This is a genomic window from Ruegeria sp. H6 (genome assembly GCF_056532975.1).
The window spans coordinates 52,571-70,506 of record NZ_JBQFOA010000014.1 but is presented as its reverse complement, the minus strand read 5'-3'; the positions used below and the strand labels follow the sequence as shown (position 1 = coordinate 70,506).

The 17,936-nt window shown below is 54.5% G+C and carries 18 protein-coding genes; 8 read left to right on the top strand and 10 right to left on the bottom strand.

Features of this window, described 5'->3' with window-relative positions:
• Window positions 1-80 precede the first annotated feature (80 nt).
• The 5 genes from ACR0AG_RS18965 to ACR0AG_RS18945 form a co-directional block, all read right to left on the bottom strand.
• Window positions 81-482 (bottom strand): DUF4864 domain-containing protein, encoded by a 402-nt coding sequence (locus tag ACR0AG_RS18965; protein ID WP_480841845.1) that lies wholly within the window; start codon window positions 480-482, stop codon window positions 81-83.
• Between the two features lie 48 nt (window positions 483-530).
• Window positions 531-2,105: a lysine--tRNA ligase gene (locus ACR0AG_RS18960; protein WP_480841842.1), complete on the bottom strand. Its 1,575-nt coding sequence runs from the start codon at window positions 2,103-2,105 to the stop codon at window positions 531-533.
• Window positions 2,106-2,261: 156 nt separating this feature from the next.
• On the bottom strand, window positions 2,262-4,232 hold the full coding sequence (locus ACR0AG_RS18955; protein ID WP_480841839.1) for a pyridoxamine 5'-phosphate oxidase family protein: 1,971 nt from the start codon (window positions 4,230-4,232) through the stop codon (window positions 2,262-2,264).
• A 73-nt stretch (window positions 4,233-4,305) separates the two neighbouring features.
• On the bottom strand, window positions 4,306-4,782 hold the full coding sequence (locus tag ACR0AG_RS18950; RefSeq protein WP_480841837.1) for a nuclear transport factor 2 family protein: 477 nt from the start codon (window positions 4,780-4,782) through the stop codon (window positions 4,306-4,308).
• A 14-nt stretch (window positions 4,783-4,796) separates the two neighbouring features.
• The gene (locus ACR0AG_RS18945) at window positions 4,797-5,420 is read right to left on the bottom strand and encodes a glutathione S-transferase family protein (protein ID WP_480841835.1); all 624 of its coding nucleotides are present in this window, start codon (window positions 5,418-5,420) and stop codon (window positions 4,797-4,799) included.
• Between the two features lie 111 nt (window positions 5,421-5,531).
• Between ACR0AG_RS18945 and ACR0AG_RS18940 the strand changes: the two genes are divergently transcribed.
• Window positions 5,532-6,431, top strand: coding sequence for a LysR family transcriptional regulator (locus tag ACR0AG_RS18940; RefSeq protein WP_480841833.1), 900 nt, complete (start codon window positions 5,532-5,534; stop codon window positions 6,429-6,431).
• Between the two features lie 62 nt (window positions 6,432-6,493).
• Here ACR0AG_RS18940 and ACR0AG_RS18935 read toward each other — a convergent pair whose 3' ends face one another.
• Entirely contained in the window at window positions 6,494-7,372 is an 879-nt protein-coding gene (locus tag ACR0AG_RS18935) for a LysR substrate-binding domain-containing protein (protein ID WP_480841831.1), read from the bottom strand.
• Between the two features lie 321 nt (window positions 7,373-7,693).
• On the opposite strand from ACR0AG_RS18935, the gene ACR0AG_RS18930 reads away from it, so the two are divergent.
• The gene (locus tag ACR0AG_RS18930; protein ID WP_480841828.1) at window positions 7,694-7,990 is read left to right on the top strand and encodes a hypothetical protein; all 297 of its coding nucleotides are present in this window, start codon (window positions 7,694-7,696) and stop codon (window positions 7,988-7,990) included.
• Window positions 7,966-8,622, top strand: coding sequence for an Arm DNA-binding domain-containing protein (locus ACR0AG_RS18925; protein WP_480841827.1), 657 nt, complete (start codon window positions 7,966-7,968; stop codon window positions 8,620-8,622). The genes ACR0AG_RS18930 and ACR0AG_RS18925 overlap by 25 nt, the downstream gene beginning before the upstream one ends.
• Before the next feature lie 292 nt (window positions 8,623-8,914).
• Here the strand turns inward: ACR0AG_RS18925 and ACR0AG_RS18920 are convergent, their stop codons facing one another.
• Complete coding sequence (locus ACR0AG_RS18920) at window positions 8,915-9,295, bottom strand: hypothetical protein (protein WP_480841825.1); 381 nt, start codon at window positions 9,293-9,295, stop codon at window positions 8,915-8,917.
• Window positions 9,296-9,598: 303 nt separating this feature from the next.
• Here ACR0AG_RS18920 and ACR0AG_RS18915 point away from each other — a divergent pair, with 303 nt between their 5' ends.
• A complete protein-coding gene (locus ACR0AG_RS18915; protein ID WP_480841823.1) occupies window positions 9,599-9,787 on the top strand; it encodes a hypothetical protein in 189 nt (62 codons plus the stop codon).
• A 252-nt stretch (window positions 9,788-10,039) separates the two neighbouring features.
• On the opposite strand, the gene ACR0AG_RS18910 is transcribed toward ACR0AG_RS18915, so the two are convergent.
• Entirely contained in the window at window positions 10,040-11,125 is a 1,086-nt protein-coding gene (locus ACR0AG_RS18910) for a hypothetical protein (RefSeq protein WP_480841821.1), read from the bottom strand.
• 114 nt (window positions 11,126-11,239) lie between these two features.
• On the opposite strand from ACR0AG_RS18910, the gene ACR0AG_RS18905 reads away from it, so the two are divergent.
• The 4 genes from ACR0AG_RS18905 (at window position 11,240) to ACR0AG_RS18890 (ending at window position 15,442) form a co-directional block, all read left to right on the top strand.
• Window positions 11,240-11,980 (top strand): PepSY domain-containing protein, encoded by a 741-nt coding sequence (locus tag ACR0AG_RS18905; RefSeq protein ID WP_480841819.1) that lies wholly within the window; start codon window positions 11,240-11,242, stop codon window positions 11,978-11,980.
• A gap of 38 nt (window positions 11,981-12,018) precedes the next feature.
• Window positions 12,019-12,678: a response regulator transcription factor gene (locus ACR0AG_RS18900; RefSeq protein WP_480841816.1), complete on the top strand. Its 660-nt coding sequence runs from the start codon at window positions 12,019-12,021 to the stop codon at window positions 12,676-12,678.
• Entirely contained in the window at window positions 12,678-14,012 is a 1,335-nt protein-coding gene (locus tag ACR0AG_RS18895) for a sensor histidine kinase (protein WP_480841814.1), read from the top strand. Before ACR0AG_RS18900 ends, ACR0AG_RS18895 begins: the two co-directional genes overlap by 1 nt.
• A 377-nt stretch (window positions 14,013-14,389) precedes the next feature.
• Window positions 14,390-15,442: a TRAP transporter substrate-binding protein gene (locus ACR0AG_RS18890; protein ID WP_480841812.1), complete on the top strand. Its 1,053-nt coding sequence runs from the start codon at window positions 14,390-14,392 to the stop codon at window positions 15,440-15,442.
• A gap of 863 nt (window positions 15,443-16,305) precedes the next feature.
• Here the strand turns inward: ACR0AG_RS18890 and ACR0AG_RS18885 are convergent.
• On the bottom strand, window positions 16,306-16,983 hold the full coding sequence (locus tag ACR0AG_RS18885) for a DUF2971 domain-containing protein (protein WP_480841810.1): 678 nt from the start codon (window positions 16,981-16,983) through the stop codon (window positions 16,306-16,308).
• 61 nt (window positions 16,984-17,044) lie between these two features.
• Entirely contained in the window at window positions 17,045-17,800 is a 756-nt protein-coding gene (locus ACR0AG_RS18880) for a hypothetical protein (protein WP_480841808.1), read from the bottom strand.
• Window positions 17,801-17,936: the final 136 nt, after the last annotated feature.

Here is a 17,936-nt window from a genome sequence, read left to right as displayed (position 1 = left end):
GGAGAAGCCCCCAAGCGCGGACATCTGAGTAAAGAGAAAGGATTAACCCCGGCTCATATCACCGTGACGGTGATGTTGCGTCAAGCCGCCGGGTCGGCATTGCCAAGCAATTGCACGCCGTTGATTTTCCAACCGCCGCCCTGCTGAATCATCTGGTAGTCCAGCAAATGCACACGACCATTGGCATCGGTGATCATGACCTTCTGCCACAAGTTGCCTGCAACTTCGCGCAGTTCAAGAAACCGTACATCCGCAGGGCGCCAGACCATTGGATAGCCGTTTCGCACCATCGCCCCGAAATTGTCCGGGTCGCCAAAGAGGCGCTGAATATTTGGGCTGGCAAAGGTGAATGCGGTGGCAAAATCATCTGCCTTGAATGCCTGTATCTGGGCCGCGATATTGGCCTCGATCTCGGCATTCTGCGCGTGGGCAGAGGTTGCCAATCCAACACTCAACAAAATGGTAAGCAAAAAACGACGCATGAGGCCACCTCCTGAAAGAAGGGTAGCCCCACAGGGGAACAGGTCAAATCAGGCCAGATCTCCAGCCAGTGCCTTGTCGATCAATGCGATAGTTTCAGGTACACCGTAGAGTGCGATGAAGCCACCGAAACGCGGGCCTTGGGATGCGCCCAGCAGCACTTCGTACAGTGCTGTGAACCATCCGCGCATGGGATCAAACCGCTCACGCCCGATGGAATAGACCACCGATTGCAGCGCTTCATCTTCGATCGGGCCATCGTAGGCTTCCAACGCCGCTTTCAACGCTTCCAGCGCTTCGCGTTCCTGCTCGGTCGGGGCACGGTGCTTGCGTGTCGGTTTGACGAAATCGTTGAAGTAACGTACCGCAAAACCCGCTGCCTGATCCAGGTCGGGGTGCGTTTCAGCTGTGGTATCTGGCGCGTAACGGCGGATAAAGCCCCACAGCGCCTCTTTGTCCTCGGCCCCCGAAACCGATGCCAGATTCAACAACATCGCAAAGGGCACCATCAACGTGGATGCGGGCACGTCTCCACCGTGGATATGCCACACCGGATTGTTCAATTGCGCTTTCAGGTCCTGCCCCGGGTAAGCCCGCAACTGCTGGTGATATTCATCATACGCTTTCGGGATCACATCAAAATGCATCCGCTTGGCCGTCTTTGGCTTTTGATACATGAAATAGGCCAGAGACTCGGTCGGGGCATAGGTCAGCCATTCGTCAATCGACACACCATTGCCGGACGACTTTGAGATCTTCTGCCCGTTCTCATCCAGAAACAACTCATAGCTGAAATGTTCCGGTGCACGACCGCCAAGCGCCCGGCAGATCGCGTCATAGATTTTCTCGTTAGTGGCGTGCTCTTTGCCATACATCTCGAAGTCCACACCCAGCGCGGCCCAGCGCGCGCCGAAATCCGGCTTCCACTGCAGCTTGACGTGACCGCCAGTAACAGGAACCGTCCATTCCTTGCCGGTCTCGTCATCGAAAGTGACGGTGTATGTCTCGGCACAGACCTTTTTCATCGGCACATACATCACCCGCCCGCTTTCAGGGTGCAGCGGCAGGAAGATCGAATAGGTCTGCTGGCGTTCTTCGCGCAGGCTTTTCAGCATGATCGCCATGATCTCGTCATAGCGGTCGACCGCACGCTTGAGCACCTCGTCAAACTGGCCGGATTGGTAAAACTCTTTTGCCGAATAGAACTCATATTCGAACCCGAACGTATCCAGGAACCGGCGCAGCATGGCGTTGTTGTGTTCACCAAAGCTGTCGTACTCGCCGAACGGATCAGGGACCGAGGTCAACGGGCGCTGCAAATGCTGCTCAAGGATCTCGGGGTTTGGTACATTGGTCGGCACTTTGCGCATCCCATCCAGATCGTCCGAGAAACAGATCAGCTTGGTCGGGATATCCGACAGCGCCTCGAACGCGCGCTTGACCATCGTGGTCCGCGCGACCTCTCCAAACGTGCCGATATGGGGCAGGCCCGAGGGGCCATAGCCGGTCTCGAACAGCACATAGCCCTTCTCCGGAGCACCCTGCTTGTACCGTTTGAGCAACCGCCGCGCCTCTTCGAAAGGCCAGGCCTTGGACGACATCGCGGTTTCGCGCAGTTCAGACATCAAGATACTCCATCGGGAAACGTGCTAGGCGCCTCATGCACCCGGACCGGCCCCTGTTATTGTGCAGGTGCAGTATGAGTCAATAAAGGGGGACGAATTTCATGTCTCCGCACGCCCGCTTGGTCGCGGGTGTCGTCCGAATGGGTCCGGGCATGATCAGAAAACAAATGACTCGCGATGGCGCCGGGTCTTTTTAACCTTTAGCTCAGTGAGCATCGCATCGCTCCAGTCCATCAAGGCATCAGGTCCGCACATGTACACTTCGCGATCGTGTAGATCTCTGACCGATCCAATATCGTCCCGCTGGATACGCCGTTGTTCAAGTGTCAGCATGCCGTCCAAGCGGTTTTTAAGCAGTTTATCCAAAGCGGCGGTGGCTTTTGCCGGGTCACTTCCGACGCTCTGAAACGCCCGGATCTCCAAGCTCAGATTTTTGGGCAGCGACCCACATTGTGCCAGAAAGTGGTTCAACACGTTGACGTCGTCAACACGGCCGGCGAACAACAAAACAATGTCTGTGGTGATGTGTTCGGACAAGGTGCGCGCAACCTGCGTGACGCCCTCCCACATCGTCATGAAGGGCGTGATGCCGACGCCACCAGCGATCCACAGCATTTTTGACGGGATGGTTGGGTTTTCGCCTTGAGCATCCGGCTCAAAACAGGTGAAGCCCGCGCCGGTGCCTTTGAACTCAATGGGTAGTCCATGTTCGATCAGTTTGTCCGCGTTGTCGTGCAGGAAGTTGGACATCAACCCGCCGGTTTTGCGTTTAACAGTCACATTGACCCGGGCGACGGCGCGGAAGGCTTTGGTCTCTGGATCAAATTCAGGTGCGCTCGAAAGGGTCCAGGTCCGCACATAATCTTCGTTGACCAATTGGGGGTAGGCATCGTTCATATGTCTGTACCTGACATCCAGAGCATCCGAGAAATCAAAAACTCCGAAACCGCCAGGCAATGGCGCATCAATCGGTGATGAAAGTTCAAATGTGAACGTGCTGATGCTGTCCGAAAGGGCCCGCTGTGAAACCAGCGTGGCCTTGATTGCGTCGGCACCCTTGGGCGCAACGGTTGCATGTCCCATCTGCTCAAGTTCTTGCCGCAAGTACTTCACAGGGGGATTGTACGGAGAGAACTGTTCTTCTGACACCAAGCGCAGGTTCAGACCGCTTTGGACGAACACGGCACCGGTCACTTTGATGCGGGTCAGCAAACCGACGCGCGGCATGATGGCTTCGGCCTCAGCGTCGTGAAGGTTTTCCGCCTCTCCCGTGACGTAGAGAACGTCGCCGGTTGTGAAATCGGGAAAGACCAACCCGACCTGCGGATCGGTTTCGATATTGCCCAGCGATTGATAAAACCGATTTCCCGAGTGATCCGGTAACACCAGATAGGTTGCAGGACTTTCGCTATCGCCTTCTTCTTGAATGCGCACGAAGCCCGGTGCACCCCCGCGATGATTCAATCCCATATCCGTTTGGCTGCCCGCTGCCGGGCCTTCGGTGATATGTTTTGTCGCCAGGAAAACCGTGCTTGCGCGGTCAATTACGGCCTTCGCGTTTTCTGGCAAGGCAGAGGTAACGACAGCGAAACCATCATAGGCAAGCTCACCGGTGCGTGCGTCATGCTCCAGGCTTCGAACGGTGATGTATTTGGGGCAATTCCCCAGATGCTGATCCGATGTCAACGCAAGACTGATCTGTCCATTTTCGTCAACGGATGCTGCATCGATGAACCCTGCAATCTTGTTGCGCCGACGATTGGTGAAATCCACACCCACGGCCGCAAAATACCTTTTGTCGTCGACCGGCGAGCCCTGACCCAGGGCGTGGGCAAACGGGTCGAACGGGTTGGTTTCGGCCGTGATCTTCATCTTGTTCCGACCCAACACCGCAATACCGATGGATGGGTCGCTGCTCGACTTTGTCACCAGAAGACTCACCCAGGGGCGCCCCTGGTGATCGAGCGTGCCGATGGGCAGATATGGAAGGTCCGCAAAGAACTCAGCGTGCTGTTGCGGCATGTCGCTTTTGATGTAACCGGGGATCGCGTCGCGCAGGTCTTGTGGCGTGTTCCGGCGCTCTTGCAGCAGCAACTCACCCTTGTGCGATTCGTGTATCGGCGACATTGCCCTATCCTTATCTGCAATCTTGCGTGTAGCCGCGGATTCGAGACGAGCTGCTCGAAACCACGGCCACTGTTCAAAGACCCAGGTCGCTCAGACCCGGGTGGTCATCGGGACGTCGCCCCAGAGGCCAGCGAAATTTCCGCTCGTCTTCACTGATCGGATGCTCATTGATGCTGGCAAAACGACGTTCCATGTATCCGTTGGCATCGAATTGCCAGTTCTCATTGCCATAGGCACGGAACCAGTTCCCGCTGTCGTCGTGATACTCATAAGCATAGCGCACGGCGATGCGATTGCCGTCATGCGCCCATAGTTCCTTGATCAGGCGATAATCGAGTTCCTTGTCCCATTTCCGGGTCAGAAACTCTTCGATCTGCCCGCGACCTTCCGGGAACTCGGCCCGATTGCGCCATTTGCTGTCAGGCGTATAGGCCAGCGCAACTTTGGCGGGATTACGGCCATTCCAGCCGTCTTCCGCAAGGCGCACTTTTTCAATCGCCGTATCTTTGGTGAAAGGCGGCAAGGGATGCCGTGGGGCTTCAGCGGTCATTTTCGATCATCCTTTCATTCGGCAACAAGGCCTGCGGCGGTCGATGGCATGGCTTCGAAACCGGGCAGCGCTTCAAAACGCGCGATCCAGGCGCGAACATTCGGGTAAGGGTCAAGCGACACATTCCCTTCGGGCGCGTGGGCTGTGTAGGAATAGGTTGCAACGTCCGCGATCGTTGGCCGATCTCCGACCAGCCATTCACGGCCTTCCAGACCCTGTTCCAGTTTCTGCATGGCCTTGGCCGCCGTCGCTGCGGCAAATTCGGGGTTCAGCGGCGCGTCAAAAACGGTGATCAGGCGTGCAGCGCAGGACCCAAACGCAATTTCACCTGCGGCGAGCGTCAACCATTGTTGAACCTTGGCTTCGCCCAATGCATCGCTTGGCATCCAGTCGGGGGCGTATTTCCGCGCGAGATAGACCAAAATGGCGTTTGAATCGGAAACCACCGTATCGCCATCTTCCAGCACCGGCACCTGGCCGTTCGGGTTCATGGCAAGAAATTCCGGCGACTTATGCGCACCTGCCGCCAGATCGACAAAGACAGCGTCATGGGCAATCCCTGCGAGCTTGGCAAAGACCAAGGCGCGATGGGCGTGGCCTGATTTTGGGAAATGATGAATGCGAACGGCGCTTGACATATATCGGCTCCTGCTAGGTTGGATTTCTGGCGGAACAGATACGACTTGTGCTTTGCGACGATAATCGTCAATTTCAGCGGATGTTTAAGCCCTCAGAAGGCGCAATAGCCTATGGACAAAATTGACCGCATGCGCGCCTTCGCCCTTGTCGCAAAGAATGCGTCTTTTACCGTTGCCGCCCAACGTATGGGTCGCTCTGCGCGATTGGTCAGCAAATATGTTGCTGATCTTGAGGAGTCTCTTGGCGTGCAACTTCTGAACCGAACGACACGCAGCGTCTCGCTGACGGACGCTGGTGCAACCTACCTTGCGATGTGCGAACCGCTTCTTGATGGGTTCGACGAGATGGAAGAGACGGTACGGAACCAACAGGCGGCCCTGCGCGGTGTGATCCATATCTCGGCTCCAACAGGGTTCGGATCCGTCCGGCTCGCCCCGTCTTTGGCAAAATTTGTAGATCAACATCCCGAGGTCGAGATTGACCTGCGCCTTTCAGACAGAAAGGTTTCAATCATTGATGAAGGCCTCGATCTTGCGGTGCGGATCGGACCGATGCGCGACAGCTCTCTCAAAATCCGGCAGTTGGGTCCGATGCCCTTGGTTGTCTGCGCCTCTCCGGACTATTTGAAACGCACTGGCGTGCCGAGGCATCCGCAAGCGTTGGAGACGCATGAGTGCATCCTGGACGGCAATATGGCAGAACCGACACTCTGGCGCTTTGACATGGAGGGTCAGGAATTCGCGGTGCAGGTCAACGGGCGCCTTCGTGCCAATGCCCCCGCTGCTTCAGCGCGGCTGGCGGCCACAGGGGCGGCAATCGCACGCTGTCCGGCCTACACCGTTTCTGAAGCGTTGAAATCAGGTGAATTGGTTGAGCTTTTCGCTGAAAACCGCGTGACGCCCTATGTGGTTGCCGCCCTTTTCCCGCAAAACCGCCGATTGACGACCCGCGTGCGAGCGCTGATCGATCACCTGGCAAGCGATGCGTCCTTGTGTCCTGACGGCAAATGAACATATCCGAGACGTTTCAGACCATCGATATTCCGCAATAGAATGCGTGCATGTACAGTGCTTTAAACCGACATGAGCCATTTCTTGAATGCTCTGACGGCAACACGATCCTGATCGCCAGGACGGCAGACAAAGTAGAGGCCGCGATTCAATCGGATTCGGCTTTCGTCCAGACGGATGAGCCGACCAAGTTCCAGATCTCTCTCAGCCAAGAGATGTCTCGCCAATGCCACGCCCTGGCCATCAATGGCCGCTTCCAAAAGAACGGCGCTGTCGACAAACTTGGTGTTGCGCGATTTGACCCGCTCCGTGTTCAGCCCAACTTGCGCGGCCCAGCTGTCCCAACCCGCGTTGAAGGTATCGTGAAGCAACGGAAAGCCTGCCACATCTTCAGGGCGCATCGGCACCTGCCGGTTTTCAACAAGGGAGGGCGCAGCGACAACAACCAGTTCCTCTTGTCTGATTTTCTTATGATAAAGCCCGTCCCAACCGGGCTCTCCAAACCGCAGGGCCACGTCGACATCGGATGTGTCGAATTCTGTGAAGGCATCATTTGTGTCCAGCAACAACGCAATATCCGGGTGCTTTTTCTGAAACGAAGTCAGCAATGGCACAAACCATTTGAGCGCCAGAGACGTGGACAGCGAAACCGTGATCGACTGACGATGATGCAGTCGCCTCACCTCAGCGACGCCCAACTGCAGGGCGGAAAACGCGCCCCGTGTCGACTGATGCAAACGCTCTCCGGCTTTGGTCAGTTCAACGCCGCCGGAGCGACGATGAAAAAGCGTCAATCCAAGATGCGCTTCCAGTAGCTTGATCTGCCGACTGATGGCTCCGTGAGTGACATTCAGCACGGCCGCTGCTTTGGTCAGGCTGGAATGCGTTGCGGTTTCGTCAAAGGCCTGAAGGGCGCGAAGATGTCTGAGGTTGTCTGCCATGTGAGAAAACCTAACAGTGTTGCCGCAGGAGTTCGACAGAAGTTCTCGGTGACGAATGGCTGAGTTGATCAAAACTTGTTCGAATACGCGCCCGAACAAGGTCTGGACAGCAAGAGGGACGCAGGGCGTTTCATTTTGTGCCGCACCGCTCAGGTGTTTGCTTTTGAATTGTTTTGTTAGGATTTGGTGGAGTTTAGAGCCACCCAAACAGTGTCTAAACTTGTCCACTCAAAATCTTTGATTGTCCCTAAAATTTAGGGGCACACAAGGGGTGCGAATTGGGGCCGCGCACATTGCCCCGGATTAGTAGAAAGAGCTTAAATGAAATCCACCAATCGAACAAAGCTCCACAAAACTCGGGCCATGATCGGGACCGATAGCGAACGTTTAGCCAAGGAGGTTGCCGAATTGTACAACGTCTCAGACGAAGAATACTTCAAGCGCCCTGAGACTGTCCGCAATCTGGCGTCTCTCATGTTTACCCTATTGGCGGATGAGAAATTGAGCGATCTAGAGGTTGCCAATATTGCGGATATACCGTGCTACGTTGCACCACGCTGCCGCTTGACCATCCAAGCTTTAGGAGAAACGACATGGCGCGGGGAATGCACCGACTGACAGTCAAACAAGTTGAAAACGCCACGCCCGGCACCGCCCTCAATGATGGGGGCGGTTTGTCTATGCGTTGCACTGCCAACGGTACAAAGCGATGGGTTTTTTGCTTCACGCTCAAAGGGCAAAAGCAGCGGGAAATGGGCCTTGGTGGCTTTCCTGGCACAACCCTCGCGCAGGCACGTCAGAAAGGCTGCGTGTCAAAAACGTCGAAAGAATCGGTTGCGGTCACCGTATCGAACACATCGAATGGATTGCTCTTGGCAGCAGCGCTCTCGGTTAAAGTAGGGTTGTTCCGCGCCGAAGTTGTTGCCGGCCTTTGGTTCGCTCATGATTTGCGGCGAATTCGCAGGAGCCGCCGGCATGAGGGCTGGAACAAACGCCTCAGACAAAGGGGCATTTGCCGCTTTGCTGCTGTCAGAGGTCCCTTGAAAAAGAGCCGGGAAATTTGCCAACTGTTAGTTCTTTCGCGCCACTGGCGGACGTCGCCGCGTTTGGCACAATTCTATTTCTTGCAAACTTCGCGAACAACGATTGGATTTACCAAAATCGACCAGTGGTGGGAAGCTTGCAACGAGCCCCTTTCAAACGTCGTAGTACACCCGAATACTGGCCATCACTTGAATTTCGAACGTTAGTCTTTTAGGTCCAGGGTCCACATAGCAAACAAAGCTGCCATTTGGAAAATGCAAGGAAATGACTGCTATCCGTCCTTCTTGGCTGATGCAGCGCTTCGTTTCGGTAGTCTACGATTAGCAGACATTACCAATCGCGAAACAACACGTGCAACGAGGCATATTTTGGTTATTGAAGTTCATAGACACATCAATTGGGATCAGCTTCGGGCCGATGGCTTAACTATGCGGAGGTCGGCGTGCTACTCGAGGCATTCAGGTGCGTCCATTGCTTGCCGCCAAAACGTAAGTGAGTTCAGTTCAAAATGTCGGCGATGGCTCCGATGAGATTCAGGACTTCGTGAGTCTCTCGATTGATTTCGTAGACGTAGTCCCCAGCTTGGACATAATACCCGTTGCGCCTTAGCCCCCAACGGCTTGGATTGTTGATTGGTTTATACCCACCATAAATGTGATCGCCGACGCGGTAGCGTTTTGCTTGACCTGGTGGGACGCAAGGTACGGCCTTTTTAGCCAAGCCTGGAGGGCAGTGCCCGGCTTTGGATTTTATTGGTATCGGTGCGGTCAGGGCTGGGCTTTGTCCAGGTGTCGGAATCCACAAACTGCTTTTTGCACTGGCCGCTGACGCGCCGGATAAGGTCAACGTCACTGCCAAACCGCCAACGATGTTTATCATGTTTCACGCCTTTTTCAGCTTTAAGCTTCAGATATGATCTTGAACGGATAACTACGAATGACCGGGCAAATATCCGCCTGTCCATGCAGCACTTAAACGCCCCTAATTCTGCTTTTCCAAAACAACGCAGGGTTCTGCGTTTGACGCATTCATCTGGCCGTTAGGTTCGTTGTCCTTATTTCGCAAACAACATTAACCGAACGTGAACAATGTATTCTCGGAGCGTTCAACCATTGTGAGTCATAGTGAACAAGTTGGATCAAACGGGCGGTTTGTCCCTTGATCGTAAACATGGGGAAAAGCATGATTAAGTCTGCCTTGGTAACCAAAAAACCCAGCCCACCAGCTGTGATCGAACCTTCCGGCAAGAATATCGATGATCGTTCGTTGTCCACAGCTCGTTCAAGGGGTGGCCGCTTCCCTCCTGTCGAAAATGCACTAACTCAGATCGTGAAGAACAAGCGGTTTACCCAGGCGTTGAACAACGCCTGAAGACGAAATCGGCTGACCCCGATACAGTTCCTGATATTCGTCCAAATACTGGAATTGCACACTGAACCCCGCCCCATCAAAGGGCGGGGTTCCTCGTTTTGGCACCCATATTCGTAATGTCCGAATGTCACCGGCACAAAAAAAGGGCCAGCCAAATTGCCCTAAGTAAAGCAAATGGCTGGCCCAGTTTTCAGTACTTCCGTGAGTAGTAAGCACTGTACCAAAGTCGTGCAAAGCCCGATTGGCTTTGCGTCATAGTCCAAGAAGCGATTTGACCTCTTCTTCAACCGCATCTGTCACAGGTTTGTTTGCGGCGGCTTCCAACGCCTCGCGCTCGGCCAGTTCCTGTTCTTCCAGCTGATCAGCGAGGTCCTGAACATCCTCGGTCGCGTCTTCGTAATCGAGGGCAGCCTGTCTTTCATCACCAAGCGTCTGAGCGTCCTGAATCGATTCAGCCAGTTCCGCTTCGGCTTGCTCAAGCTGGGCTTCGATATCTTCATCCATGCCGCCAGCCTCTATCAAGTCTTGCCTCAGCTCTTCGACCCGTTGCTGGTTCGCCTGAACCTCATTCAAAGAGGTTGCCAAATCTTCCTCGATCTCTTCGACCGTGCGCTCAGGCGGCTCCAGACCCGTCAGCTCTTCCAATTGCTCCGCAAGTTCTTCGCGCAGGGGTTCACCGGCCAGGACGGTGTCGCGGTAGGTTGCGATTCGTCCGACTCGTGAATTGGGCGAGGCATTGGCCAGAGCTGTTTCACTTGCGTTGGCTGCGTTGAGGGCTCCCAATTCGGAGGGATGCGCACCCAGAAGTGCCGCCATCGCGTTGCCCTTGGTCCGAACCACCGGACGAATAGATGTTATAACAGCCGCGGGTTTGGACGGCTTTTTATACGCCTTGGGTTTTTGCGCGCCGCTTTTGGGTGTTGCTGCAGCTTGGGTGGCGGCGGGTTTTTTGACCTTACCTTTTCCGGTCAGGAAATCCTTTAACGTCCGGCCGTTACCTTTCTCGGTGCTCGCACGAGCGGATTTGGACTTTGAGCCGCCACGGCCGGATTTATCGGCCTTCTTGTCATTGCGGCTTTTGCCAACTTCGCTTTTGGCGCCTTTGCCACTGGCTGAGCTTTGGTCGCCACCAGCCCCTTTGCCAGAATTGCCATTTCCGCCAGCGTTCCCGTTTCCGTTGCCACCACCGTTTCCGTTGCCGTTCCCTCCGCCATTGCCCTTGCCTTCCTTTGCAAAAGCGGCATCGGGAGTTGCAACTGTGGCAACAATCGCCGTGGATCCCAATAAGGCTACGGCCAAACCGGAGGCTCTTAGAAGTTCCAAGGCGTTGATTTTCATGTCAATCCCTTCGATTGAATGTGGGTCGTTGCCCAGGTGGTGGCAACGCTGTGTCCTATTGTCATGATCCGCAAACGAATCTTTTGTCGTTGGGACCATTTAACTTGAGGGCGCTTGAACGCAGGACTAACTGCTTGTTCATCGTCGGTTCACGTCGGGCCGACTAGTCTTGCCTGCGAAAATTCGAGGAAACCGATGCGTGTCTTAGCGACCTTCATCTTGGCAAGCATGATCCCCGTTTTGTCCCCGGACAAAGCGTCGGCCGACGCGCGCGAGCTCCGGCAGGGTGAACTGCGCAAGGCGACACTTTCGGGTGACACGATCCGATTGAAACGGGTGATCAAGGGCGTCGAAAAGGCATACGGGGGTACCCCTGTTGATGCGCGTGCCTTTGAAGCTGATGGCATATACTATCGTATTTTGGTCAAGCGGCCGGACGGGAAACTCGTCAGCGTCATCGTGAATGCCAAAACAGGGTCGGTGGTTTCAAACAGGTCCAGAGTCGGGCGCCAGATATCCGAAGCCGCGCGCTCAAAGCCCGATAGTTCCAGCCAGAATAGCAATCGAAACAACAGCCGTGGAAATTCTTCGAGCCGGGGCAGTGATGGCAATAACGGCAACGGCGGCGGCAATGGCAACGCTGGCGGGAACAGCGGCGGCAACGGCAATGGAAACGCTGGCGGTAACGGTAACGCTGGCGGAAATGGCAACGGCGGTGGGAACAGCGGTGGCAAAGGAGGAGGCAACAGTGGCGGAAATGGCGGTGGTAATAGCGGCGGTAACGGCGGCGGGAATGCTGGTGGAAACGGCGGCGGTAATAGTGGCGGCAACTCTGGCGGGAAAGGCAAAAAATAAAGCTTAAACCACGCCTGTTGTCGCTGTAGTTTCGTATTATGAGAGTACTTCTGGCCGAAGATGAGCCGCAACTTTGCGCGCAGATCAAGAAACTGCTGGGCGCCGAAGGTCGCGTCGTAGATGTGGCCAACAATGGGACCGATGCCCTGCACCTGGGCGCGACCGAACCTTACGACATGATCATTCTGGATGTCGGGCTGCCCGAACGCGATGGGATTTCCGTTCTGCGCGAGTGGCGCAGTGCTGGCGTCAAAACTCCGGTCCTGATCCTGACAGCCCGGGATGGGTGGAGCGAACGCGTTGACGGTCTTGATGCCGGTGCTGACGATTACATGACCAAACCCTTTCACATGCCGGAACTTGCAGCGCGTGTGCGGGCAATCCTTCGCAGGCAAAGTGGCCAGTTGAACCCGGTCATTGAGATGGGCGACGTCTCACTGGATACGCGGTTCGGGCGGGTCACAGCGAACGGCATTCCAGTCGATCTGACCGCGCAAGAGATCGCCGTCTTGACATATCTGGCGCATAATATCGGGCGCATGGTGTCCCGAACCGAGCTGTCGGAGCATATCTATGAATATGACGGGGATCGCGACTCGAACACCATTGCCGTTTTCATCACCAGGCTGCGCAAGAAACTGGGATCGGACCTTATCACAACGGTCAGAGGGCGCGGCTACATGATCGATACGGCCTGATGTTATCCCTTCGCCAACGTGCTTTGCTGGGCGGCGTTGCAACGGGCGCTCTGTCCGTTGGCGTTGGCACACTGGTGGTATTTTCATACATCAACACTCGCGTTCTTGAACAATTTGACGAAAATTTGCGGGATCGCCACACTCAGCTGATCGTTGGGCTCAGCGCGGCAACCAATGATCCCGAAGCCTTGCGCGATCTCATGTTCGACCCGGCTTACGGCACGCCGTATTCCGGCAGGTACTGGCAGGTGACCGATAGCGGTGGTGCCACGTTCACCTCAGCCTCGCTCTTTGACGAAACGATTGCCGAACCTGCGTGGGCTGGCGAAGAGGCAACGGTTTGGAACACGTCCGGCCCGGACAATGAGGCCGTGCGCAGCGTTTATCAGAAGATCACATTCGAAGACGGCACCGAATGGGGTGTGTCCGTCGCCGAAAGCAGGCTTGAGCTGATCAGCGAACGTAGGTCAGCCCAAAGCAACCTACTACCGGTGTTTGCTCTGGTGGGATTGATCGGCGTTGCGGGTTCACTTCTCCTGATGTCGGCCATTGCGGGTCCGTTGAGAAAGCTGCGCGCAGATGTGGCGCATCGCTGGGACAAAGGGGATGACCTGAAACCGGGCGATTATCCCGGCGAAGTTTCACCGCTTGTTGAAGACCTCAACAAGCTCTTGCACCGAAATCGCGAGATCGTTGCAGGCTCTCGCAGGCAGGCCGCCGACCTCGCGCACGCGCTCAAAACGCCCACGGCGATCCTCCGGAACGAATTGACGAGCCTGTCCGAGGCGGGGGCAGACACGGCGCCTGCGGATGATGCCCTGAACAGGATCGACGCCCAGTTGCAGAGGTCACTTGCAAGGATGCGGGCCTCGAACACGGCAGAGCTGACCCATTCGAGAACGGACCTATCAAACTCCGTCGACAGGCTTTCAAGGTTGTTTTCCGTCATGGCCGAGCGTGGAGGGAAAACGCTGATCACCAGCTGCGAGGCAGGTCTAAGCGTCAGAATGGACCCCCAAGACATCGAAGAAGTGATCGGAAACCTCCTCGACAACGCGCTCAAATGGTGCCGAAGAACAATCCAAATCTCAGCCCGCCGCGTCCAAGACGGAATTGAATTATGTGTCGAGGATGACGGCCCCGGAATACCAACCGATGCGCAACAAGCCGTTCTTCGGTCAGGAGAGCGGTTAGACACCTCGGTCAGCGGCACCGGGTTGGGGCTAGCCATCTCAGTCGACCTGCTGAACGCCTACGGGGCGGAGCTGAACTTGGGGGTTTCAGCAGACCTTGGAGGGCTGGCATGTCAGGTGTTCATACCAGGACACACGTAGCCGTTCTGCTCAAATTGGCATTTCGATCGCGTACGGCAACGGCAGTGGCATCGTCAAGACCAACGACAAAGACTCTCCGACATCAAAGTTAATTGGAGCATTAGTTTAGTCTTAAGCCATCAGCAGGTTTTCCCAATTGCTAGTGTTCTACGGTCGGGACTATTTTCGCCGGTAAATTGAAGCTGTGCGCCTCATAGCAGACGTTCGATGCAATTTGTTTGAACGTATCAATTGCGGACAAAGCTTCAGTTTGATCTCGAACGAATACGTGTAAGTTCACGGATAGTGGGGGCAGCTTCGATCCACATTTCGAAACCATCTGGCGCACAAAAAAAAGCGCGATCTAAAACACCAACGCAACAGCCCGGGAGGAAACCATGATAATGATGACCAAACTGGCCCTAGCTGCCTTATCCTTTGTGGCCATGACTGGGCCGAGCCTTGCGCAGGATGTCACAATCGCCCTGCAATCGGCTTTCCCGACCAGCCTTCCGATCGTCAACACGATCCGGCAGTTCGAAGCAGACGTCGAGGCAGCCTCCGGCGGGACGATCCAGATCGAGCTGGTGGAACCTGGCACGATTGTCTCGCCGTTCGACATTCAAAAGGCGGTCTCTGACGGCAAGATCGAAGCGGGCTATACCGCTGCAGCCTACCTTCATGGGTCCTTGCCCGTTGCGTCGTTTTTCACGTCGATGCCGTTCGGGCCGCAGGTGCTCGATTATATGGCTTGGTTCTACGAAGGCGGCGGGCTCGAGCTCAATCAGCGCATGTATGACGATGCGGGCTTTGACCTCGTGACTATGCCAGTAACATTCACCGGCATGGAATCGGGCGGTTGGTTCAACACACCCATCGAAGGGGCCGAAGATTTTGCAGGGCTCAAGTTGCGTTGGACGGGGCTGGCCTCGGAAGTGCTGGCAAGCCTCGGTGCGGATACCGTGCTGATAGCAGGCGGAGAGATCTTTCCATCGCTTGAAAGTGGCACCATCGACGGGACCGAGTTCAGCTTTCCCCAGGTGGATCTTGCGCTGAATTTTCCGGACGTGGCTTCTTTCTACTACTTCCCCGGCTGGCACCAACCCTCGACGATGATTGAGCTGATCATCAACCGCGACGTTTGGGACGGCCTGACAGACAGCCAGCGCACGATTATCGACATGGCGGCCAGAACCAACGCGATGCGTTCGGTCCTGCGGATGGAATACTCACAAGCCGCCGCCGTCGCGCAAATGGCAGAACAGGGCGTGGAGGTCCGCCTTTACAGCCCCGAGACTCTGGACAGCCTCCGCGTAGCCTGGGACGCGCTTGTCTCCGAAATGGCTGCGGTTGACCCCTTTGTGGCAGAGGTTTGGGACAGCCTACAGGCCGCGCGAACACAAGAAGACGGCTGGGATGCGTTAACCGAAAAACCAATGCTGCGTCCATGATCGGCCGCCCCGACGCGATCCCCGGGCTTCTGCGCCCGGGGGTTTGAGATGAGCCTCCGCACCACATGAGCCGGACACAAAGGGCTCAAAGCGGTCATTAAACTACATGCTCCGGGAGGACGGAGCACAAAGGTGGGCGGTAATGAAAGCCAAAGTATGAAGGAACAAAGTCGGCTCCTTACAAGTCCTCTCAACGTCACACTTTCAGGAAATCCTCGAAAACGCCTCAGTGGCGAACGCAAGCTTACGACTGTCTGAATACATTGACCCTCGATGTACTAACGCAGCAGACATTCGGTGGATTGCAGAAAGTAAGAAGTATTGACTCTTTGTTGTCTGATTTTGTGCTCTTCATAAGCATCCCACAAGATTTTCGCTCTCGCCCCGTCTGACGTGATCGACAATAAGTCCAGATACCCCGAGCTCGGTTTGCGTGGGGTATAAACAAAATTGCGCTGCGTCCGGGTGGCCGGTGGGGTGCGACAATCCGACTCGGTTTGGTATCGCGCAGGTGATAGGAGAAACTGCTTACAGCGGCGAAATTCCGGGGGGCAATTGGGGGGCAGGATTTTGAGTGCTTGAATTCTTTTAACAAAATCAAGGTATTTTGGTGGAGCCTAGGGGATGCGATCCTGAGGTGATAGGTTTCAATAAAATCAGTAGCTTAAGGATACTTGAATTCTTGCGTTGTAACAACCGACTGTAACACTCACCTGCCGCGCATCTCGAGTTTTTGATGTTCACAGTATAGAGCTAATTGTTTCTTTAGATTGGAGGCGTCATCTTTCAGGACTGTTTTCGAGGGAAGAACTAGATAGTCGATGCTCAAGACCTCTTTCCGAGAGTGCCTTTTGAACCATCAATTAGGCGGATGCAGGCAAGCCGGGTGACAAAACAAATCTATCGATCATAGATGCGTGGTCGATCTTCAAAAAAACCCCGCTCTCAAAGTGGAAATCATGATCGTATTCGGAAGTTCCATCTCCGTTCGGAATCTTAGGAGTCAATTGGTAAATGACTCGAAATTCCCTTTCAGCTTGATACTCACGGCGTTTTCTGAGGAACTTCTCCATGCTTAGGGATTCAAACAAATCGAAATGGTTCTCGGCGTCAATGTAGTCAACAAAGGTAGCGCGAATATATGAGTCAAAGACGTCGCTACTCTTGAGGTGAACGTAGTAGTGATCGCGCAGTTTCTGGACGCTGGTGGTTATGGCCACGCCACCGGATTTGCCGGTATAGCGCTCCCACATGGCGACATCTTCAAAATCAGCGATCTGCCAACATTGAATGTAAGTACGTTTCCGATCCTGTCCAAACAACTCGTTGCTTGATGCACCTCTTGTCAACGCAGAAAGACCCCTTGCCTCAACGGGCATCAGCGCTCCTTCGACCTGATCGTCGAGCTTGTCTGACCTGCGAAGATATGTATCGCCACTGGTGATCTCCTCAATGAATCGCTCTATCGGACGGTAGCGCCAAATCGATGTTTGCTTGGTCAACCCAGGTCTTTCAGCGCGAGTGTTTCCGTACACGTTCATGTGATTCCAAACCAGTCATCAGAGCAATTCCGTACTTAAAGCTAGCTCGTCAATTTGCATCTCACATAGAGCGGTACATCACCTTTTTGCCGCTCTTTGTTGTTTTGGTTGCAGATCGACGCGTCGATCTGTCTGCTCTCTCCACAGAACGTTCACTCCTTTCATCCTTCCCAATTGAACGTTCGTAGTAATTGTCGTCAATTTCGCGTTCTAGTCGCAAGATACGAGCGTGCTCATGAGAATTGACCTCAACTCGACCTAGCGCTGTAAATTTCTCAGCTTCTGCGGTGTTTTCTTGAACTTCATAAAGGATTGCTTCGACTTCGTCTTGTTGAGAAGCTTCACTCAATTTGACTTCACCCAAAGACGATACTGTTTTTTCAGCAAGTGATTTACGCGCATCAATCTCTGCGAGTTTGGCACGAAGTTTAGATAGCTCAACTTCAATGGTGTGTTTGTCACCTTCCAAAGTTGAGAGGTAAACAGGTGGAATCCCGTCACGTTCGCTCAGATGCTGTATTCTATCCAACAGCCTCATCAAGCGGTACTCAAGATCAGATATTTCTTTCTCTATCAGCGCGATATCATCTTTGCACCGCTGAATGAAACGTTCTATCTCTTGGGTTGCAACGCCAAGTTTGTTGTTCAGGATTGCCTCGAGCCGTCCTGTTACATCCGCTAGCGCTGAGTTCTTTCTGACCCTGTCGATAATCCAACCAGCAGTACTACCAATAGCAACAACTATTGCCAGAACAAAACTACCAAGCCCAACAAGTTCGTCTGGTTTCCAGCTAGAAACACTTTCGACCCAAGACATCTCTTGTTCCAATCCTCTGCAACGCTTCGCTGTATGACCCTAAAAAAACTTGAGCTGAAATCAGCGTTCGTAATGTTAAATTTGCGCATGGAATTCCGCTGAGTCAATTTATACAAAAAAGCCGTTCACATAAACA